A 21,410-nucleotide genomic window follows, 5' to 3' on the forward strand; every position below is an offset into this window, starting at 1 on the left:
GTCGGGTGCCGGGATCGTCCACATGTCCGGTTTGAGGGACAAGACGTCTTCACGGCGGACACTCTTCTCGCGAATCATTCCGATATTCAAGTTCTCAAGCTGCCCTGACCCGTTCACTCGGATGAAATAGCGGATGGAACGGTGTGACGGTGCGATGCGGACGATACCGCTCAGTCCGAGTGGCACCTCGATCAGACGGTCTTGTCCTGACACCGTATACGTCGCAATGAATAGCGACGCGTCCGCTGTCCCCGTACGGTCTCCTTTTAAATAGAACCGATACAAGTCATCATCCATATCACCCGTCTCGAAGTCGATGCCACGTTCTGTATCGACGTGTGGTAGCGCGATCTCATCGACGCCATAGTGCGTGTATTGGTTTCCTTCGGCTCGCACGACGAGCGTGTCCCCATCGAAGTGAGCAATCTCACTCTGTGGCTTGAGCGACCGGAGTGACGCCGCCGTGAGCGGATAGCGGAAGTCAAAGGCGTCGACCGAAATGTTCGCGGCCGTCCCTTCCACCGTCCAAAGCGAGAGCGTCCCGAGCGTGAGGTCGACGATGCTGAACGCCCCTTTCCCTTCCACATTCAAGTGGGCCCGGACGATTTGTTCACCCATTCCGAGTGTCACATCGACGTGGTCGCCGTCCTGTACGGTGACGTAGCGGGTACGCCCCCCTTTACGCACGACTTCTAACGTCAACGTCGGCATCAAGCCTTCACGCGATTTGACGCGCATCATGGCCGTGAACGTCTTTTGACCTGATTCGACCAAATCGTTCACAGAGATGATGTCTGAACTTGCGTTCGGTCGGAACGTCAAGATGACCGGTTCGTCCCCTGTGAAGACGAGGTCCGTCCCTTCCACATGTACGTAAGGTGAACGTGTATACCAGTTCGGTACGACTTCACGTAGTTGATGCGATTTGTTCGGACGCTTCAACACTTTCCGACCGAGTCGCTTCGACCGTTGTACCCCAAGGTAAGCGACGCGACGTGCTTTTTTCTGCCAATCCATCCTCATATCCTCCAAATCATCGGTTCTCCCGAATCCGATTCTTTATTTGCGAATGCGTCGTGCGACAGCTTGTGCCTTCAAAATCGCCTTACCGGCTTTCGACTGCACAAGGCGACGATACTTCTTATTCACCACTTCATACTTACGTTTCACGTCCGTAAGCGCTTGCTCTTTCTTCTCGAACGTCTTCACGGTCCATTCAAACGTGTACAGAAGATCTCCATACTTTTGAACGAGTCGTCGATGCTTTTGACGTAATAGACGTTCATCGTGTTTCAAATGACGAATCTCTTCTTCCTGCAGTTTGATTCGCTGTTTCAACAATCCGATTTCTTTTTCAAATTCGTTGCTCATGGTCTCACCTCACAAGTATGCGTCAAAATAGAGACGCTTCAATTCTTCTGTTTGTCCTGATTCATATAAGTCGACGAATTGTTTTACAATCGGCGTCTCTAATTCCATCGGACGATACTGTTCGATGATTTCATAAAGCATACCGGCATTGTCGACAAACTCTTCCGGTTTGCTGCGGCGTAAGAAGACGAGGTACCACATCGAGAAGAACCGTTCGAATCGAGTCGAGCGGTATTGGTCGAGTACGCCTTCGCGCGCGAACGCTTTCGCCCGTGCCGTCTCCCGGATGACACACTTCATAAAGTACTTCTTCGTGATCGTATTGACCGTCGAACCGGCGACGGCCGCGTAATAGTCATGGATCGTCAAGTCGAGCAGGGCGACCCGTTCCGCGCTGAGGAACATCTCTTGGAAGAAGAGTGAGTCTTGCCCGACCGCACCGATGACTTGTTTCAAATCATGCTTCTGGATGAAGTCTTTTTTGATGACCATCGTCTGGATACTCTGCACCTTGAAGTTGTGCTCGAGCAAGTACGCTCTCGGGTCTTCGATGACGCGAACGCCATCTTTTTCAAGACCGTCTAACTCAATCATCGCCTCACGGTTCGCAAGCTTCAACATACTTCCGACTGCGAGGTCGAGCGAGTCGTCCTCTTGCATGACACGGAACAGTGCCGCATAGCCGTCGTTGACCGCTTCATTGTCCGGGTCAAGGAAAGCGATATATGGCGTCGTCGCGAGCTCCACCCCTTTGTTCCGTGGACGTGAGGCGCTCCCGCTACCGCCGTCGTTGAACGAGTACGTGTAGACGTTCGGATACTTCCGGACGAGACGTTCGATATAGCCGATCGTCTCTTGGTCCGTTGAACCGTCGTCGACGAGCCAGATTTCCATGTCTTCAAACATCGAGCTACGGCGAAGACTCGAGAAGCACTTGTTGTATAGATAGCGACCGTTGTTATAAATCGGGACGATCATTGAAAGCTGATATTCACCTGGTTCGTTCGGGACGAGCACGTCGTCTGGGGCGAGGAGTTCGAAATGATCGATAGCATAGCCTTGACCTTCGACGCGTTGGTCGTTCCGAAGCGTCTCAAGCGACACGTGACTAGCCGCGAACATCGTCAAGGCCACATCAGCATAATCTTCTACGAACTCATGGATGGTGTCCTGCCCTTTCGTCACGAACGAGACGTCCGTGTATTTGAAGGCGTTGACTAAGTCTTCCACATAGTAGTCGAGATAGTGATGACTGTCGTCAAACACGGTCACAAAGTCGGCTGTACGTAGGTCGACTTCTTGTAGCTCCGCTTCGGCGACGAAGCGCTTGTGCGGATACGACTGACGCTCGAACTGTTCGCGCGTCGCCGTCACATCACCGCGACCAATGACGAGGACGTCGCGACGGATTTCATGGTGGATGCCGAGAGTGAACAACATCTCACTGAAGCGGTCGTACATCGTATGATTCGAGAAGATGGTCCGGACACCAGACAGTTGATGCTCGAGACGCTCTTCGTCCGTCTTAAACATCTCTAAAATCCCTTGTGCGTCCAAGGCGCTTGTCGCGATGAACACGTTCGGGAAGTCGTTGTTGACGGCCACGTTGTAATTCGTCAAGACGAGTTGTCCGCGGGCCTGTGCCTCATAGATTGCTTGCGCGCTCATCGTCGGACTGTGCTTCACTTCATTGACGTGAAGCACCCAATTCGATGTCTCTCTCAGCTTCTCCATATCCTCAGGGTCCCCATGGACGAGGACATCTTGAAGCGACTTTGGTGCGAGTGACGCTTTCGACTCATTCGCCTCACGCATCACATAGAGTTCTTTGTTCGCATCGCGAACGCCTTGCGCGAGCGTCTCCAAATCTTTTGCGAACCGCTGGACGGGAAAACGGTTCGTCACGACGACACGGTCTGTCTTGCCACGCGTCATTCCAATCGGGTTCACATGAAGCGGGTCGACTCCCGGGCGGATGACGAAGACCCGTTCATGCCCGGCTTCTTCCATATATTCCGTTACACGCTCCTCGTTTGCCGTGAAGATGTAATCACATTGCGCGGCAAGTGACGAGAAGCGGTCGAAATGATTCGTATCGAGTGTCGTTTCGAAGACGACACGGATCTCCTTTTGTTTTGCCTTGCGAATCAAGTTTCCGAGCCAGTGACGAGAGTGCGAGCGTGGCGTCCCCATGTGATGGAATGCCGTCGTCTCATCTTCTGTGAGCGCTGCCGAGATGAGCAAGAAATCGATGTCTTCTGCTTCAAGCAACTCTAAAAAGCCTGTCACGTTTTCAAAGTAATGGGTGTGACAAAGACGTTCGAGCTCTTTGGCCCGCTTGACCGGTCCGACGAACGCGACATGCACATTCGCCTTCTCATAAAAACTGCTCCCGTTCGACTGGATGCGTGTCACATCAAGCTCTGGGAGGCGTTTCCGAGCTGCTTCGAGCTCTGCCTTTAATGCGGTTTGTTGTTCCTCGAACAGTTTGTCATCTAGACGCGGGCGTTGCGCCTGTCTCGACAAAGAAGGAAGTTCATCTAAGGTAATCAAGTCATCCCCAACCAATGCCTCTTTTCGGTTGACTCGTTCTTTTTCTTCTTTTAACCACGCGATATGCTTTTGCACGTCGCGTAGCGTCGCTTTTACATCCATACGTCCGCTCCACCTTTTTTAAGTAATCAGTATTTCTTCATCTTATCGTATCTTAACAGAGTTATATGTCGGTCGCAATTTGATGACAAATGTACACGCCTGAGTTTCCTATAAAAAAGACGGACCCACAAATGGATCCGTCTCGAGGAATACCTCACTCATAATGATGACATGTCAAAACGTCTAATCAAGTTGATTCCAAATCTCAAAGAAATCTTCTAGTCTTGCTGAGAATTCTTCATCTGACAGTACTGCCTCATGCAATTCAGTAGAGACAGATAGATATTCGCCCCTACCCGTATCATAAAGAACCTCTTCATCCGCTTCGGACAAGAATAGATATAAAATGAAATCTTTGATATTCCGTGTCACTAATATCGCATCTTGCTCATAAGCTGCACTCAGAATCCTCGCATCCGACACTTGCATGTGTTGCGGTGTGAGTTGACATTCTTCATGAATGCGCGACCCATATTTAGCTTTTAGAATGGCGCTTAACTCCCTCAACTTATTCTCAATTTCACGCGTACTTTTCTCATAGACGATTTGACAATCGTTCACAGCATCGAGAATACGTTGGCGTTCATTCGGTTTCGGCGGGATTTCTGCCAATAGTTGTACATCTAGTTCAACTTTCACCTCTTCAGGAATCATCAAAATCGCATTAGAATCCTCTTTGATTTTTTTCCAAAAGTGTTGACACTGCTTCTGATGTTTTTGTGCCTCAACGTCATTAGAACGCGCACTCAAATCTCGAATCACATTCGTATCAATCACGTATTTAACAATCATCATTTCACTCTTTCACTTCATCGACGTCCTGTAATAATACAGAAGCGAGTCGTTCGGACGATCGTCGTTGTTCTTGAAGTTCAAGCAAAAGTTCTTCTAAGTCAGGATGACTCACAAATTGTGAGGAAGGGATTCGCCATTTCCCTTTCCCGTTCAATGTACGATGCGCTTCAATTTCATTTGCCATACACTTCCGCCTTACCATTTGAGGAGAGATGGAGAGTAATTTTCCTACCTCAGTTACAGTAAGATATTTCGGCAACAGATGAATGAGGTTTTCTGAAACGGTGTATTGACTCACGATTGCTTCTTCTCGTTCTGACAATTTGATATCAAGGCTTTGCTCATATTCTTTAAGCGCATTGATTGCACGGCGAACAGCACTTTGACGCTTTAGGTCATTATTCAATTCAGTGGCAACTTCTATTTTTTCAAGTTGAGCATCCCGTTCAAGCACCTTCATGATGTCATCTTTATGATTTTTGTAATCTTTCAGCATACATCTCATCCTCACTTTCGAAACAAACGAAACAAACGAAACTTAATTATATTATACCCGCTCTTCTACTTATTGAACAACTTGATATAAAAGTAATTTGATTGAAGCACCTCAATAAAATAGACACCCGTTCCAAGTAGCTTGAAACGAGTGTCCATCGATAGTCACAGGGCAATTTCTCTTTAGAAATTCGTCCCTAAAACCATTATTCACTTACTCTGCAGCATTGACGTCGACGATCCGTCCTTCAACAGCCGGTGTGATTTCGTCACCGAGGCTGATCAAGTGATCGCGGAAGTTTTCCCAGTCGATGAGACCGAGGTCGTTGACGCGGCCTTCATCAAATGCTTTCTTGAACTCAGCGTAGTTGTCTCCACCTTGCGCTGTGAAGAAGTTCGTTGCGACTTTATAGCTCGTCGCATCATCTACTGCTACGAATTCTGAGCCATTGTTGTATTCCAAGCTAACAATGCGCTCGCCAGCCGGTTTCGAGCTGTCGAACAACACTTTGAATCCAGAAACGTGGAGGAATCCACCGTTCTCGACCGGGTAAATGCCAACACTACGCTCGAAGGCCGCTTTCAATTCGCTACCTTTCAAGTCCATGATGGCGAGCGTGTTTCCGAATGGAAGTGTCGTTAACACTTCACCTGTCGTGACAGGACCTGCATTGATTGCTTCACGGATTCCACCACCGTTTTGAACGGCACCGATGACAGCAGAATCATATTCTTTCGCTTTCGCGAGCATGCCATCTGTGATCAAGTTACCGAGGGCTGTCTCATTTTTACGGACACTCGGTGCTGTTTCATCACCTTTGTCACGTGGGTTATCGAGTGGCGCTGTAAGAGACACACCGATTGGATCTTCACTAATCGCATCAACCACTTCTTTGAACGGTGCGAGAAGTGAGACCGCGTATGGATCCGGCTGAAGTGCTTTCACGTCAATCAAGCTACCTGCATGCTTGATGACTTTCCCGTCTTTGTCGAACTCGACATCAACCGTTCCGAGGAAATTGCTATATTGGTCCGCTTGAACGATGACCGTCGGTTCTGTTTTCCCTGCAGTGATGAGGACCGGCTCACTCAAACGAGTGTGCGTGTGTCCACCGACGATGATATCGATGCCATCTACATTTTCAGCAAGCAACAAGTCGTTGTCGAATGCTGGGTTGTCGTTATATCCAAGGTGTGAGACCGCAACGATTTGGTCGACACCCATCTCTTCGAACGCATCGACTGCTTTTTGTGCTTCTGTGATGTAGTTTTGGAATTCGATTGGCCCTGGGCTAGCGATTGTAGCCGTCTCTTCTGTTGTCAAACCGAAGAATCCGACCTTCTTGCCGTCGACCACTTTGATGACTCCTTCATACAAACGACCGTTATACGCCTTATCCGTCGTTTCGTTGCGGTACAAGTTCTTCATGTATTGGTCTTTTGAATAGTCCACGTTCGAGCTGACGAACGGGAAGTTCGCATAGCGGACGAAGTCAGAAAGTTCTTTATGTCCTTGTTCCGTACCAAGGTCGAATTCGTGGTTACCTGGCACCATCAAGTCGTATTTCATGTAGTTCATGAGTTTGAGGTCGGCTTGACCTTTGAACTCGTTGAAGTAGAGCGATCCTGAGAAGACGTCCCCTGCGTCGATCAAGAGGCTATCTGGCTTCTCGGCACGAACTTGCTTGATGGCTGTCGCACGGTTCGGTGCGTACTTGAGCGCTGCGTGCGTGTCGTTCGTGTGCATGATCGAGAGCTTGTATCCTTCTACTTTATATGGAACTTCGAGTGTGATCGTTTTTCCGCGGTTCGTGTATGTAGCCGTCGCGACGAATTCGCCGACTTCATCTGTGTTGATCCCGCTCCAACGAACTGGTTTTTCGTAAGTGCCGCTCGCGAAACGCACATCTTGCTTCACGATTCCGACTGCTGGCTTCCCTTGTTTGAACACGAGTGGCTCAGACGGCGGAAGGATTTCAAGTGGATGATCGAGGACGCGTACACGTTTCTCGATGTACATGCCTTTTCCTTTTACGATCCCACGTGCTGTTTGGAACGTGCCGAGCTTCTCGAGGTCAACGCTTGATTTGTACCAGTAGATTGGCGCCCCTTTATATGTAGCGTCGAGTGCTGCATCCAAATCTCCTTTGTATACATACCCTGACTTCGCCTTGACGACCGATGCTTTCGGTGCAGCTTCTGTGACAGCAGCTGGCGTGAGTGATGCCGTCGATACAGCGGCTACGGCAAGCGCTGTATACAGTTTACGTGATGATTTCTTTGCCATGTCCAGTTCCCCTTTCGGATTTGCGAACAAGACACATGAAGGAAAGCGCTTACATCGTTCGACTTATGTGTAATCCCATTGCCCCAAAGTCGTCCGTTTTTCCCCCATATGTACAATTCGCTCTAGTTCTAACGTAACGGAAACGCGTCCAATAAACAATCACAAATTGAAGATTTTTAACCTTTTTACAATTTCCACAAAAAACGATTCCCTCTTTATGACAAATAGGCGAGAGATGGTAAAACCATTTGGGATATAATGGTTTCTAGAAAGAAGGAGGTACATTTATGTATAAAAAATTGTTAGGTTTTAGTCTATTATTCGTCGTCCTGTTCGGGATGCAGTCCGTCGAGGCAGCATCACCGTCGTATAAGACAGTCCAATCCACCCCACTGAAGGCGTCTACGCAAAAAGGGGCCAAGACCTTGATGACCGTGAAGACGAACACGAAAGTCGCGCTCCTCAGCAAGACGAACTCTTGGGCCCACGTCCAAATCGGTAAAACGAAGGGGTATCTCTCCATGCGGTCCGTCATGCCGCTCGAGACACCGATTGCTTCCTATGATATGAACGAAGTCATGAGCTATAAGGGCACGGACATCGTCAGTATCTCCGGGGTCAGCTATAAGATCGACCCCGCACTCAAGCCATTCTTCCAAAAGAACGGCACGGCACTTAAAAGCATGCTAGTCGTACCGAAAACAAAGGACCGTACGTTGATCGGTTGGAAACAGCTCAGTTTCTTCCCGCTCGGTCAACCTGCCAGCTCGCTCGTCATCGACAAAGCAGCAGCGAGTCGGATCGACAGCTTATACATCCCTTGGAATCCGATGTCACCGAACTTCACCTTGACGACGGCAGGACCGCTCCGTCAAGTCGTCGCGAACGCACATGCGCATGACCCTGCAATCGATGGTGAGGTACAAAAACTCACCTTGAACGGTCAGATCGAGCAACTCCATACGGCAGGGGAAGTCCAGATCGCCGGAAAAGGAACAATCGAACGGTGGGACATCTCAAAAGATACGGAATATTCATATGAGATTCCTATTCGGTATACAGGAGAGGTCGGCTTCTTGAACATCCGCAACACAGATGTCGTCGTACGCGGGACGAGCACGCTCAAAGTCCGTACCGTCGCGGCACCGACGAAGACGCATGTCCTCGGAGGAAAGAACGGCGTCATCGGTTCGATCAAGCCATCGAAGACGATTCGCGGGAAGAAGATGGGGAAAGCCGAACTCGCCATCGACAAGATGTTCTCGAACGTGAACGAAGCATCGGTCACGGCTACTCTCGACACGTTGAACATTCCCTACACGACAGCGCGTGTCGGCGACTATGTGACGGCACTTCGCCAAAATGAGGCGGCTGGACCGAGCAAACGCCTCGTCAACTCGGCGACCGACCTGAAAGACATCGTCCGTCTCGTCGATGCGGTCATGACGACGAAACAGATGACACCGGCCTACGTGCATACGTCAGATTCTCAACTGAAGATCCAGACGTTCCATGACCATGTCGACAACGCTTATTATTACAATCAATATACACGTGCTGTCACCGCAATGGTCGCGGATGGCACATTGCAGTCAATCCGTTTCAAACGTCCACTCATCGAGAAGAAAGAATGGTATATCAGCCAGGAGAAAGATCAGACGTTTGTGTACGATTTCCCTGTCGGATCGATTCGACTCGTCACCATCGACGGCAACACGACTCGTAGCCTCGTCATGGAAACGAAAGCATTCGAGCGTCCGAACTACCCGGAATCTCGAATCGAACTCGTCTCCATCAATGACAAACCGCTCTCTGCCTATCAGCAAGAGCCGCCTGCCTTTGAGGCGAAAGTGATCGAATCCGGATATCGGACGTATGTCGCCATCCGGTCGAGTGACAAGGAATGGTTACGAAACACTCACTTCTTCTCCGTCGATGTGAACGCAAACTATCGAGATGGGGGTCCGGTCTCAATGGACAAGGTCAACCTCGGAGGATGGAAATCGTCCGAAACCGTCATCTTTGAGATGCACGGAGCGAAACGATTGAACAACCTCACGATTCGATCATTCGGCTACAAAGACGCCGTCTACAAGTGAAGCCTACAAAAAATGACATCCTCGGCTGAGGATGTCATTGTCCGTTCGGCTGACTGATGATCGTCAACCAGACGTTCGAGTATACGCCCGCTATAATCGCGTAATCGTTCGGGTCCGCCAAGTTGAGCAGTCGTCCGTTCTGATAGAAGTATAGGTTCGTGATGACGCCACCACCTGATGAACCGATGGTGATCCCACGGGCCGTGAGCGTCTCGTCCGGGTCCGTGATAATCGAGACGACCGAGTCGAAGCGGTCCCGCTTGACCGTCAAATAACCGCGGTTTTGATCGATATACACTTCTTTAAATCCACGTGGGTAATGAGAAGCATTCCCATGAATGTACGGTCCTCTTTTCGGGTCGAGGCGAAGCGCCATCCCGCTGAACGTCAACTGTTCGCCGGTCGTGGACGGAAGAATGAAGTCATTCGCTTCCGCATCGTCCGTCGCGCGCGTCCAAAACACCCCCGCCACCAGCAACATCGCGACAAGCGTTACCTGAAGCCCACTCATCATTCTCTTTTTCATCCGTCTTTCCTTGCGACTCATTAGGTCCTCCTTCATGCGCTTTGCCTAGAACTAGTTCAAAAGAATGTATGACTTTATCCCTATCATCATCCAAACATTTTCGCATATGTAAATGATATACATGATTCTTATACAATTATTGTAATATTGTTGGCAAAAATCATCAAGGAAAAACTCAAATTCATCTGATTTCTTTATAATCGAGTCAATATGGAATTCGGATGACGTGCTTCGTCCCGCTCTCAAGCCAATATGAGACGATGTACCTATCCCCTGTTTCTTCCACTTGCGTCTTCACGATGCGAGAATGCGTCCGGTCAAGTCGGACGAGGGTCAAGAAGCGGACGTCTTTGCCACATTCGATGGATACGACCTGTGGACGACTCACCCATTCGAAATCACGAGCCGACACGTGACTTTCTTCGATTGTCATATACGATTCGTCCCCTGTCATGAGTTGGACGATCTGCATGGCGCGATTCGACGCATCCATGAATCGGACGTTCTGGGACTCCGGCGACCCCTCGACGAGGTCGAGCCCCGGCGCCACATGGAAGCGCTGGACGAACAGATCCGGTTCTGGTGACGTGATGCGGTCGAAGACGACGAGCGTCCGTGCTTGATCGTAGACGACCTTCCGAGTGTGGAGGGCCCCTTTTCCGATGAGCCGGCTCACCCCTGTCGCTATCACCTGCTTTCCAGTCGGTTCAACAGATACAATCCCACTTTCTCCGACCCGCTCGACCGACAAGTCAAGCTCGTCCCCGAGGCGATGCACCGTGTTGTGTGACGTGACGCGCATCGCCTCCAAGCGTTCCTCGCAGTCTGCATACCCATATCGCCCCGTCTCGACGATGAAATCACGCCCGAGCCCGTAGAGTTCAAGGCTCAGGTCGTCCGCATGCTTGTGGGCCGCACCGTGATAGCCCGCCGTCATCAAAATGTAGGTCGCATCACTAAAGGGACGCTTTACATGGGTCCAATATTCACGCATGACGGCATAGTTCGAGCCGAGGTTTACCATCCGTTCAGACGGACAAACCCCTTCCTCTCCCCCGCTCAACGCGTAAGCGAGTGACGGATGTGACTCGACGTCCGGAATCAGATGCCGTCCCCGAATCTGTCCGCCCGTGTCGCCGACCATCGGGAGGGTCCGATTCGGCTTGATCAGATGGACGAGGCGGTCCGGCATCGCGTCGATGACGTCAAACCGGTCGGATAACGGGAAGCCGTTCACGTTCGCCCAGTCGACGAAGCGGCTCAACATATGATAGACGTACACGTGATAGCCCGGCGAATGTTCGAGATGGGTCCCGTCTGCGGCGAGACTCGAATCGAGCTGGGCATCGAGACGCGCGCGGGCGACCCGTTCCCATTCCGGGCTCCGGTCGAACTCTGGGAAACAGGAGGCGATGGCGAAGAGCGCCATGTCCTGGAACAGCCCGTGATTATGGCGCGGTCGATAAAACGTCGGCGTCGCCAACAGGACGGCATGATCGTATAGCATCTTCAACAGCTTCTCGGTCATGGATGGGTCACGTTCGATCGGTGCACAGCGGTACGCCTCAAAGAATCCGAGCAGATGAAACACGCGGATCGCCGTGCCGTGCTCATGGTACGCCTCACGCTTCCGACTGACCGTGAATGCAGGATGACGTGTTTGCCAACTATCGACGATCCGGGCGGCGTGTTCCACATAAGCCGTCTCTCCCGTCACCTCGAAGGCACGGGTCAGCTGATGGACGGTCGTCAAATAGTGGAGTTGAAGATAGAACGAATTGTTGTCCACCCGCGGCACCATCTGATCCCAATCGAACGTCGCGACGTCCGCGACATGTAACGCGTCGGGTGCTGCCGGAATGTACCAGTCGCCTTGTAAGACACCGTCCGCAAAGCGAACGGCCTGCTCGTCCGTCAACCGCTCATATCGATACGGGGCGATCGGCCTCTTGTCCTGGATATACTGATGCACGAGCAGGCGGTCCATCCGGTCGGACAGCCTCGCTTTCGTGAGCGGGCGCGTCATGACGAGCATCGTATCGGACGCTGAGACGAGCGTCTGTCTGCCGTCAAGACGAACGACGTAATAACGACCGTACGGGCGTATGAGCCGACCCGTCCCGGTCTTCTCGAGTCGCGCCTCCGGTAAGACCCGTCTTCCTTTCCACTGATAACACATCGTCCCCGCCGAGATGACGACGTCCCACCCGTGGCTCCCTCGTGCCGCGAGCGAGCCACCAAATTGGGCGACGAGTCTTGCGATTGAATGTTCCATTCGTTCCCTCACTTGTCATTTGTTATACTTGAAAATTCTACCTTAGCAAATGGTGGGATTCAAGAGTTACCCAGTCGTTCACACAAAAAAGCCCAGCTTTTGCTGGGCCCTGCTCATTTTGGTACGTTGATCGTATTTGTCGTGCCGTTCGAGAGCGTATACGTGACGACGTATTGCTCCGGTTGCTCGGCTAACGAGGCGTCGACGATCGACGTGCTCGTCCGGTCAATCCGGATGAGCGTGAGGTAACGGACGTCATCCCCATACTCGATCGAGACGACCTGCTCACGCGGCTTCCACTCGGAGTCGCGGACAGACAAGTGACTCGGCTGAATCGACATGTACGACTCCTCGTCCGTCTCGAGCTGCATCAACTGGATCGTCCGACGCTTGTCATCTCGGAATGTCACGTTCTGCGCGTCCGTCGAGCCGGCGTATGGCTTCAAGCCGTCACCGAGATGGAATCGCTGCACGAACATGTCCGGAGTCGGCGAAGTGATCTTGTCGTAGACGACGAGCGTCTTCGCCTTGTCATAGACGAGCGTCCGGCGATGGGTCGCACCTTTCCCGACGAGGGCACTTTCTCCGATGGCGATACTCGTATCGCCCTTGTCCTCGACCGATACGATTCGGCTCTTGCCGACCATACTTTCACTCAAGTCAAGATTGTCCCCGTAGCGGTGCACGGTGTTGTGCGCCTCGACCTTGAGCACTTCCTGGCGTCGTGGGTCCTTCGAGTAGCCAAAGCGTCCCGTCTCGACGATGAAGTCACGGGCGAGCCCGTACAGGTCGATGCTCAAATCATCGGCGTGCTTGTGGCCGGTACTATGATATCCCGCCGTCATCATCACTTGGGTCGCTCCCGAGAACGACTCCGGTGGACGTGACCAATATTCACGCATGAAGCTGTATTGGTCGCCGAGTTGTTTCGTCAACAGTTGCGGCACCGTCCCCTCCGCCCCGCCACTGACGGCGTAGGAGAGTTCCGGATAGTTCTCGGTCTTTGGAATGATGTTCATATCTTTTAAATAACCAGTCGTATCGCCGAAGATCGGGAGCGTCCGGTTCGGCTTCAACATATAGGTGAGCTGGTCCGGCATCTTCTCGATATATCCCGACCGCGACGGCAAGACGAAGGCGTTGGCGTCAGCCCATTCGATAAACCGTGACAACGTATGATACACGTATACATGATAGTACGGCGAATGCTCGAGATGGACCCCGTCAGGTGAGATGCTGAAGGCAAGTTGTGCCTGAAGACGCGAGCTCGCGAGAGACTGCCACGTCTTACTCTTGTCGAACTCTGGGAACGTCTGTGCGATCGCCGTGAGCGCCATGTCTTGGAAGATTCCATGGTTGTGCTCTTTTTTATAGAAGTCAGCGGATGCTAAAATCTCGCCATGCTCGTACAGCGTCTTCAAGATGAGCTCGGTGAACGCCGGGTCTTTGTTGAGCGACGTCTGCTTGTACGCGTCCCAGAAGTTCAATAGATGGAAGACGCGGAGCGCAGTGCCCTGGTCACTGTATCCCCATTTGAGTCGCTTGTAGTTATAGGCCGGGTGCGCTTTCGTCCAGCTTTTGACGAAACGCTCCCCATATTGGAGATAGGCGAGGTCGCCTGAGTCGTTATACGCCTGCGTCAACTGGTTCAACACCGTCATATAGTGAATTTGGAACGGGAACGAGTTATTGTCGACAGCCGGGACGTCCTTATGCCAGTTGAACGTGTCGATGTTCGGCACAGACAATTGTTTCGGCTCCGCCGGGATGTACCAGTTGCCGGCGAGCGCCTGATCCGCATACATTTTCGCATCTTCGGTCGTCAAGCGAGCATACTCATACGGGATGTGGGCATCGGTCTCTTTCATGTATGTATGAATGAGCGGACGGTTCGTCGCCGATTGGATCCGTGATTTCGTCAACGAGCGGGCCGGGACGACCTCGGCTTGACTCTTCTTCACGTAAATGCGTTTGCCGCCTGACATGGCCAGATAATACCAACCGGACGGGCGGACGATGCGATACTCTTTCGTCGCGTTCGTCTTCTGGAGCGGGACTAACTTCTTGTCTTTCATTTCTAGGAGCGTCGTCGACGGGGCGACACGGGCGTTAAAGTCCGAGTTTGCCGTTGCTTCAGCCGTGACCGGGGCGAACAGGAGCATCCCACTCAGCACGCCGATCGATAATCGTGTATACAAAGGTTTCATGATATTCCTCACAGTTTCTGTTTGATTTTACCCTGTAAATTATATCCATCTATCTATGAATAAACAACTTTATTTTGGATTATATTTACCTTTTTTATTATTTTTTCAATATAAAAACACCCACTCGTCGAGGAATGGGTGTCATAAATCAATAAACCGTCAACTTCCGTTCCACCGTGGCATAGCCTGCCCGATAGATGCGAACGGTCATCTTCGTTCCTTTTTTCTGTTTCGGAATGGCAATCTTGAACGATTGACTCGACCCGACCCGTGTCGTCTTTCCGACTTGGCGATTATTCGCATACACTTTGACGCTCGCTCCCGCATCCGCTTTTCCACTTATAAACGTACTCGTCGTGCGAATCGCCGAGACACTCGCCGTCCGGAAGGCTTTGAGGATCACGGTCGTTGTTGCGGACGATGTGTTTCCAGCGACGTCACGAGCCGTCACCGAGATCTTTTGTCCAGCGAGCCAGTTCGACACGTTCAAACGATAGATGCCTTTCGAGTCCGCTTTGGTCGTATACGTTTTACCGCGATACGTGACGCGAACCGTGGCCCCTGCTTCTGTCTTTCCAGTGACTTGCTTCAGTGGGACGACCGCTTGTTGAATCGTCGGTTTGACCGGGGGTGTCTTGTCGGCGACTTTGAAGGTCATCGACTTCGTCTGCCCGAATGCATCTTTCGATACGATGCGAAGCGATTCGTTCGCCACGAGCGGTCGAACGATGGCGACCGCAAAGTTTCCGTCCGCCTTCGCACGGTTCGAGGTGATGCGTTTCCCAGACTTGTCGTAAATATCGAACGAGATGTATGGATCTAGTTGCCCCGTGATCGTCCGACGGTCTGAAGAAGCTTTCAAATTTTTCGGCGTCGTCAACGTGGACGGACCTTGGAGTGTCTTACTGAATGTATAACGTACCGTACCATCCTCGTTCCGAAGTCGCAGTTCCACATTCACCGGATAGCTGACAGGCTCTGGCAAGTTAATGGTCGTATCATAATTGGACAGATTAATCTTTTGCCCATTCACAATCAAGTCGTAGGCAGAGTAACTGATCCGGCGTGTTTCGTTAGCCAACCACAGTTTCGTTCCGCCTGCGTTGATTCGAACGTCCTCGATGCGATAGTCGAACACGTCCGGCGTCAACGTCCGTTTGTTTCCGACCTCATCCACGACGGTGACCGGAAACAGATTCATTGAATACTTGGATACAGGATAATCAAGCTTAAAGGAGAAACGTCCCGTTTCATCCGCACGTTGTGTAACGTCACCTGTTCTTCCGAAACGTACTAACGTGAGCGGGTCTGTTTTGCCAGAGATGACCTGGTCCCCATATAAGAGCCGATCGAGTACGAGCGATGGAGGTGTGATGTCTTTGACAGTAAGTGTGACCACTCGCTTTAATCCGTTCGGGTTGACCACCTGAATTCGAATTTGGCTCACGCCTGCTTCTTTAAATGTAGCCCCAGTATTTGGTTTTAAGTCAAAAGCATAACGCCATCTTGAAATCGAATCAACCGTTTCCCAAGCCCCGTTAGTAAAGTATTCCACTTTCAAGTCATCAATGAGGTCATCACTCTGTACCCGAACCGTTTCTGTCATTTCAGAGAGAGTCGTCGTATTAGGTTGACCATTGATCGTCAAATTTGGTGCAGTCTCATCTTTTGGCGTAAACTCATATGTTGTGATATTTTTCTTGTCGCTACTCTCGACAGCGAAACGATAGGTCCATTTTTTTAACTCTTGTTGAAGTGTGAAGGAGAAAGCGCCGTCGGTCCCGGTCTTCACTTCCATTCTCGTGCCCTCAGGATTCCATTCTTGGACGCGATTATAGAAGACGACCGTCGCATTCGGCTCTGCATGACCCGACACCACTTTCTCCCCTTCGATGAAACGGGTGAGCGTCGGGGCAGTCATCGCTTGATGGATGCCATCAACATATGGAGAAACCTGTTCTCCCGTACTGACTCGAAGTCGATAAGTCGAACCGTACGGAATATGAACCTCACCTTTTCCTTCGTATAATGAAGTACGAGCTACTTCAATCTCCCCGTTTTTACGCATAATCTGCACTTCTGCTTCCCGAGCCGGTAAGGATGCCTCGATATACATCGTTTCATTCAAAAAGCGTACCGTCGGCTCGGCAATCATGCGTTCTTCTTTTACCGAGATGGACGTAGATAACCGTTGCATCCCGAAATCTGTTTGAAGATAGAATTCATATACTCCCGACTCAAAAAGCGGTAACTCCGTAGAGAACTTTCCATTAGAATCTGCTTGTACTGAGAAATCCCCGTTATCAGAACGGATGAATAGCTTAGCATTCGGTTCTGTTTCTCCCGATAGTTTGCCCGATACGGTAGATGGTGTCGCCTCAATCGTCAAGGGGAACGTAGAATCCACGTACTGACGAATCGATTGTTCCGCTAAAACAGTTCCATCTTTTTTGTATGTGATGGTTTTATGCGACGTTCCGTCCGTTCGAAGTGAAATATAAAATAGTCCTGACTCGTCTACCGTTACTTTTTCTCCATCATATGTGACAGTCATGTCGGGATCTGTCACACCGTACACACCGAAATATTGGGCGACGGAATAGTAAGGCTGCTCCGAAGTCAAACGGACCGGATCAATCTTCACTTCTTTCTCGACAAGCACTTCATTGTTTGGATGGAGCACTTCCACTCTACCTGTGAGCCCTTTAATGTAGTCATCGAACGGAATCGACAACTCTACTTCGAAATGACCATTCGCATCCGAGACAGTGGAAAGGGTCCGGTCATAAAGAGTGAGACGGACATTCTGATAAGGCAAGGTCGTACCGTGAACACGCGACTGACTCCATTGCATCGAGTCGACCTGAATCGGTAAATCAAAAGAATCATCGAACGAATAGCTTCCAGTGACACTTCGTTTCCCATTTGACGCTTTCGTATAAGCTTTCACTTCGTTACCTTGTTTTTTGGGAATTGAAAGTACCTCGACGCCCCGATATGTTTCACCATCATAAATCGCGATGATTTCATAACCGGGATTTGACTGAAGCTGCATCTTTCCAGATTCGACTCCATAAAAGTTTGGCGGGATCGGACCTTTTTCAATCACGGAGGCACTCACTCGCTGAACTGGTTTGTAATAGACGTCATCCTTTTGATAGAATGTCACGATTCGTTCCCCTACTGCCTCAGCTAATGAGACAGTGAACGTTCCGTCCGATTTCACACTAACAGGTCGAATCGTTTGATCCACGCCATAATATAATGGCTCTGTGTACGAAGTCTGTCCCATGAGCATCTTGCTGTCAGGCTCAAATGCCTGAACGGTCAGCGTGCCCGATGCTTCGACAGGTGACAAAGTAGAGACTAACAAAATCATGACCATAAAAATCATCATCGTTTGTTTAATAATGGATTTTTTATTCATTTTTCATCCCTTTTTTCTTTTTATTATGTAAAAAAATAAATTTTTCCGACATTTAATATATCACCACCCTCCTCATTTAGCCTACATATTTTTTGATAAGGTCGTCCGAAATTTATCGACAAGACTCGACAATCTGAAGATTGCTTCCCCTTCCGTCCTCCTATAATGGTTGTTATAGAGAATCCCTGCTTTTGATCCATAAGGCTTGGTGCAAATGAGATACAGCATTTCGAGGCTACATCCGATTTGATTTGACGAAACGACACGGTTGGCGAGGTGCGAAAACCGCATAACAACCATTATGCTGTAACCACCTAGGAAACTTGAGACGCGCGCGGGAAAGCAGTTCATCATGCCAGACGCAAACGAACAAATCAAAGAGTGGGAACCGATGATCTATTACGTCATCCGCCAACTCCATCTTCATCCGAACGAAGTCGACGATGCCGCCCAGACGGCACGGATTGCCCTATGGCGGGCCATCCAAGACGGCAAGACGCTAGGGAAAACCTACTGTTTCATCCGCATCCGCGGGGCGATTTTAAACGAGCGTGCCAAACAGGCGAAGACGCTTCAGCACGAGGTGACAAGTGAACGACTCCCCGAGCAAATCGACAAGAGCGAGGTGCCGCTGTCCCTCTGGCTAGACGACAAGCGTTCCACTTTACCAAATCGTCATTTCACCTTACTCTGCCATATGCTTCACGGAACTGAAGCATCGCTCGGGTACTCCCCGAGCCGCCTCCGCGCCTACAAGGCCGAACTCCAGCGGATGCTCCGTGAAGACGACAAGTAAGAGGAGAATAAAGATGACCCTACACATGAAAGACGCTGTCGACCAGCACGTCCATTACTTAAGCATGACTGGAAAATCGGACAACACGGTCAGTCAGGCGACCTATAAGTTCGCCCGTTTCCAAAAACTCATGGGACAGAACCGAACTCTCGATGACTTCAAGACGAGACAGGACGTCATGCCGTATATCAATGCCCTCCGTTCGGAAGGATGCCAACCGGTGACCATCAACAATTACTTGAGCGCACTCCGCGGCTTGTATGACTGGGCCATCACCGAGCAACTCATCATGCACAATCCGTTTCATCACCTTCGCGTGAAAGTGACCGAACGTCCACCTTCGGACGTCCCTACGCCAAGCGACCTGCACCGAGTCATCGATGCAATCGACGTCCCGTTGTACCGAACCTTTTTGACGCTCCAGTTGCATACGGGGATGCGCATCAACGAGGTGAGACAATTGACACTTGATGCCATCGATTTGAATGCGCGTCTCCTGTACATCCACGAATCGAAGACGGGGAAGCCGCGCAAGGTCCCACTGAACGATGTGACACATGTAATGATGACGACGTACCTCGAGGAAGAGCGCCGATGCATCGATTCGCCATACGTCTTCCCGAGTGCTCGTGGTGATCTCATCTGCAAGACAACGATCAACCGTCACCTGAAACGCGCCGCCGAGGACGTGCTCGGTACATCCGTCACGTCGCATACGCTCCGGCACGCCTTCACGTCACATCTCTATGATATGGGCGTCAAGGAGACGACGTTGTCCGAGTTGCTCGGTCATAGCGAACCGAAGACGACCCGGCGTTATATCCGCGTGCGCGAGGACCATCTGCGGGATGCAGTGGAACGACTGACGTTAGAATGAATATAAAAAAAATCCGACCTGCGAGGGTCGGATTTTTGTAACCACATATTTTATTTAGGTGCAGACGAGCTCAAATCACGTGATGCTACCCACCCCGTCTTAGAGCCGTATTTGACCTGTGACCACGACCCGTTGACCGCAATACGTGTCACTTTCTTACCCTTAGGGACTGTAAAAGCTACCTTTCCCTTCGTAGAACGAGTCGTATACGCCTTCATGTTCTTGTTGGCATACTTAGACTCCGTCTTAGGCGCTACATACGCCTTTAAATTCTTCACCGCAACCCAACCCGTCTTGCCATTGTAGGTTACTTTCATCCATGAAGAACGTTTCTCGATTGAACGAACCTTTCCGTTTGTCGGAATCTGTACCAACTGCTTCGACTTCGTACTGTTTGAAGCGTATAACGGCTGACCCTTAATCAACGTGTAATCCTTACTCTCCTTGACAGACGTCACAGGTGGAGTCGTAGGTTTTACAGGAGTAGACGTGTTCGCCATTGTCGTGAATGACCATGTGCGACCGCCAGTCTCTCCAGTATGACGGGCTTTCCACTTGACAGTTGCTGTGTATGTTTCGTTGTAATTTAACATTTTCTTAGGGATAAGTTTAGCTACCCCCGAGTAGAAGAAATCTAGGTAAGCAGGTACTGTATTACCTTTTGAATCTTTCAATACAAACGTTAAATCATCTTCACTTACCGTAATTTCACTCGGCAACCAATACGTTAAGATATGTCCCGACTGGTCGATACCATAATCCTTTAAAGGGTTCGGAATCTCGTTACCCGCAAACAAAGGATTGACGTTTTTCATGTTCGGTACAGGATATACATGGTCAGAGTCACGCTGTGTATACTCATTAATACGAACTAAAACGACCTTCATACCCCGTTTGTTCCCTTCCTCAACAGCAAAACCAACCGACTGAATGTCGGGGTTAAGTATGGTTTCTCGATGTAATGGGGCATTGTGTGCTAACTCATACATGCTATCAGAGTAAAGTCTTGTACCAAAAACAATGTTCTCTTCAACCAATTGACCTATACTACCCCCTACTGCCTTCACTCGGTCTTTAGACGTTATACCAGTGAACCCTTTATGCCCTTTTACTTCCTTGTGTAAAAGTTCATGACCATTCGTGTTTAAGTACGCATAGTGGTTCGTAGCTGCTTTCGTAAGGAATGGGTCTAGTGTGACAGGGTTCATTCCCGCCTCTTTACGATACTCATTCAATGTTGCCAACGCCTGTATCTGGTCTGCCGAATAACTGTACCCTGCCGCCTCCACTTGGGCCGTCTCTGACGCAGGACTAGACAATACTCCCGCTACACCGACGCCAATCGCAAGCATCCCAATCATGATCGTTCTCATTTGTTTTCTCACGCTCGTCACGTCTCCTCTATCAATCTCCGTTTCACCACTCCTTTCTATTTTATGAGAAAGCAGCCAGGACGCCTCTCACCTTTTTCTGAATCGAGTCAAACGTTTTTTCGATTTTCGACCAAAACATCAACTCGACTCTAAATTTATATAGAAAATTAAGGAAACAACCTCACCCCATGGTATACTTTGAAAAAGAAGTAAATCCATTTTTTGAG

At 50.2% G+C, this 21,410-nt stretch carries 13 protein-coding genes and 1 pseudogene; 3 read left to right on the forward strand and 11 right to left on the reverse strand.

What is annotated here, in order from left to right; translation table 11 throughout:
* The 6 genes and pseudogenes from BV910_RS14990 to BV910_RS11760 form a co-directional block, all read right to left on the reverse strand.
* Nucleotides 1–1,017: pseudogene (locus BV910_RS14990) on the reverse strand (CgeB family protein); the annotation flags it as partial.
* A 42-nt stretch (nucleotides 1,018–1,059) separates the two neighbouring features.
* Nucleotides 1,060–1,371 carry a hypothetical protein gene (locus BV910_RS11740; RefSeq protein ID WP_078147455.1) on the reverse strand — a complete coding sequence of 104 codons (312 nt, stop codon included), beginning with the start codon at nucleotides 1,369–1,371 and terminating at the stop codon, nucleotides 1,060–1,062.
* A 9-nt stretch (nucleotides 1,372–1,380) separates the two neighbouring features.
* On the reverse strand, nucleotides 1,381–4,026 hold the full coding sequence (locus tag BV910_RS11745; protein WP_078147456.1) for a glycosyltransferase: 2,646 nt from the start codon (nucleotides 4,024–4,026) through the stop codon (nucleotides 1,381–1,383).
* A gap of 183 nt (nucleotides 4,027–4,209) precedes the next feature.
* On the reverse strand, nucleotides 4,210–4,818 hold the full coding sequence (locus BV910_RS11750) for a PIN domain-containing protein (protein ID WP_168169860.1): 609 nt from the start codon (nucleotides 4,816–4,818) through the stop codon (nucleotides 4,210–4,212).
* A 4-nt stretch (nucleotides 4,819–4,822) separates the two neighbouring features.
* Nucleotides 4,823–5,317, reverse strand: coding sequence for a helix-turn-helix domain-containing protein (locus BV910_RS11755; RefSeq protein WP_168169861.1), 495 nt, complete (start codon nucleotides 5,315–5,317; stop codon nucleotides 4,823–4,825).
* 213 nt (nucleotides 5,318–5,530) lie between these two features.
* Nucleotides 5,531–7,603: a bifunctional metallophosphatase/5'-nucleotidase gene (locus BV910_RS11760; RefSeq protein WP_078147459.1), complete on the reverse strand. Its 2,073-nt coding sequence runs from the start codon at nucleotides 7,601–7,603 to the stop codon at nucleotides 5,531–5,533.
* A gap of 287 nt (nucleotides 7,604–7,890) precedes the next feature.
* Between BV910_RS11760 and BV910_RS11765 the strand changes: the two genes are divergently transcribed.
* Nucleotides 7,891–9,702 (forward strand): hypothetical protein, encoded by a 1,812-nt coding sequence (locus BV910_RS11765; protein ID WP_078147460.1) that lies wholly within the window; start codon nucleotides 7,891–7,893, stop codon nucleotides 9,700–9,702.
* A gap of 34 nt (nucleotides 9,703–9,736) precedes the next feature.
* Here BV910_RS11765 and BV910_RS11770 read toward each other — a convergent pair whose 3' ends face one another.
* The 4 genes from BV910_RS11770 to BV910_RS11785 all read right to left on the reverse strand — a co-directional run bounded on the left by BV910_RS11770 (nucleotide 9,737) and on the right by BV910_RS11785 (nucleotide 18,137).
* A complete protein-coding gene (locus BV910_RS11770) occupies nucleotides 9,737–10,249 on the reverse strand; it encodes a hypothetical protein (RefSeq protein WP_078147461.1) in 513 nt (170 codons plus the stop codon).
* 184 nt (nucleotides 10,250–10,433) lie between these two features.
* The gene (locus BV910_RS11775) at nucleotides 10,434–12,503 is read right to left on the reverse strand and encodes a heparinase II/III family protein (protein WP_078147462.1); all 2,070 of its coding nucleotides are present in this window, start codon (nucleotides 12,501–12,503) and stop codon (nucleotides 10,434–10,436) included.
* 113 nt (nucleotides 12,504–12,616) lie between these two features.
* Entirely contained in the window at nucleotides 12,617–14,710 is a 2,094-nt protein-coding gene (locus tag BV910_RS11780) for a heparinase II/III family protein (RefSeq protein WP_078147463.1), read from the reverse strand.
* A gap of 148 nt (nucleotides 14,711–14,858) precedes the next feature.
* Nucleotides 14,859–18,137, reverse strand: coding sequence for an Ig-like domain-containing protein (locus tag BV910_RS11785; protein WP_078147464.1), 3,279 nt, complete (start codon nucleotides 18,135–18,137; stop codon nucleotides 14,859–14,861).
* 352 nt (nucleotides 18,138–18,489) lie between these two features.
* Here BV910_RS11785 and BV910_RS11790 point away from each other — a divergent pair, with 352 nt between their 5' ends.
* Entirely contained in the window at nucleotides 18,490–18,933 is a 444-nt protein-coding gene (locus BV910_RS11790) for a sigma factor (protein WP_031422570.1), read from the forward strand.
* Between the two features lie 13 nt (nucleotides 18,934–18,946).
* The gene (locus BV910_RS11795; protein ID WP_078147465.1) at nucleotides 18,947–19,810 is read left to right on the forward strand and encodes a tyrosine-type recombinase/integrase; all 864 of its coding nucleotides are present in this window, start codon (nucleotides 18,947–18,949) and stop codon (nucleotides 19,808–19,810) included.
* A 50-nt stretch (nucleotides 19,811–19,860) separates the two neighbouring features.
* Here BV910_RS11795 and BV910_RS11800 read toward each other — a convergent pair whose 3' ends face one another.
* Complete coding sequence (locus BV910_RS11800) at nucleotides 19,861–21,195, reverse strand: SH3 domain-containing protein (protein WP_078147466.1); 1,335 nt, start codon at nucleotides 21,193–21,195, stop codon at nucleotides 19,861–19,863.
* Nucleotides 21,196–21,410: the final 215 nt, after the last annotated feature.

This window comes from Exiguobacterium sp. HVEsp1 (genome assembly GCF_002009685.1).
GTDB lineage: Bacteria > Bacillota > Bacilli > Exiguobacteriales > Exiguobacteriaceae > Exiguobacterium > Exiguobacterium profundum.

Bases quoted from the DNA above. Each gene is read 5' to 3' on its own strand.
- BV910_RS11750 (WP_168169860.1), bottom strand. From the start codon at position 4,818: ATGATTGTTAAATACGTGATTGATACGAATGTGATTCGAGATTTGAGT.
- BV910_RS11790 (WP_031422570.1), top strand. From the start codon at position 18,490: ATGCCAGACGCAAACGAACAAATCAAAGAGTGGGAACCGATGATCTAT.
- BV910_RS11740 (WP_078147455.1), bottom strand. From the start codon at position 1,371: ATGAGCAACGAATTTGAAAAAGAAATCGGATTGTTGAAACAGCGAATC.
- BV910_RS11745 (WP_078147456.1), bottom strand. From the start codon at position 4,026: ATGGATGTAAAAGCGACGCTACGCGACGTGCAAAAGCATATCGCGTGG.
- BV910_RS11760 (WP_078147459.1), bottom strand. From the start codon at position 7,603: ATGGCAAAGAAATCATCACGTAAACTGTATACAGCGCTTGCCGTAGCC.
- BV910_RS11755 (WP_168169861.1), bottom strand. From the start codon at position 5,317: ATGCTGAAAGATTACAAAAATCATAAAGATGACATCATGAAGGTGCTT.
- BV910_RS11765 (WP_078147460.1), top strand. From the start codon at position 7,891: ATGTATAAAAAATTGTTAGGTTTTAGTCTATTATTCGTCGTCCTGTTC.
- BV910_RS11780 (WP_078147463.1), bottom strand. From the start codon at position 14,710: ATGAAACCTTTGTATACACGATTATCGATCGGCGTGCTGAGTGGGATG.
- BV910_RS11795 (WP_078147465.1), top strand. From the start codon at position 18,947: ATGACCCTACACATGAAAGACGCTGTCGACCAGCACGTCCATTACTTA.
- BV910_RS11770 (WP_078147461.1), bottom strand. From the start codon at position 10,249: ATGAGTCGCAAGGAAAGACGGATGAAAAAGAGAATGATGAGTGGGCTT.
- BV910_RS11775 (WP_078147462.1), bottom strand. From the start codon at position 12,503: ATGGAACATTCAATCGCAAGACTCGTCGCCCAATTTGGTGGCTCGCTC.
- BV910_RS11785 (WP_078147464.1), bottom strand. From the start codon at position 18,137: ATGAATAAAAAATCCATTATTAAACAAACGATGATGATTTTTATGGTC.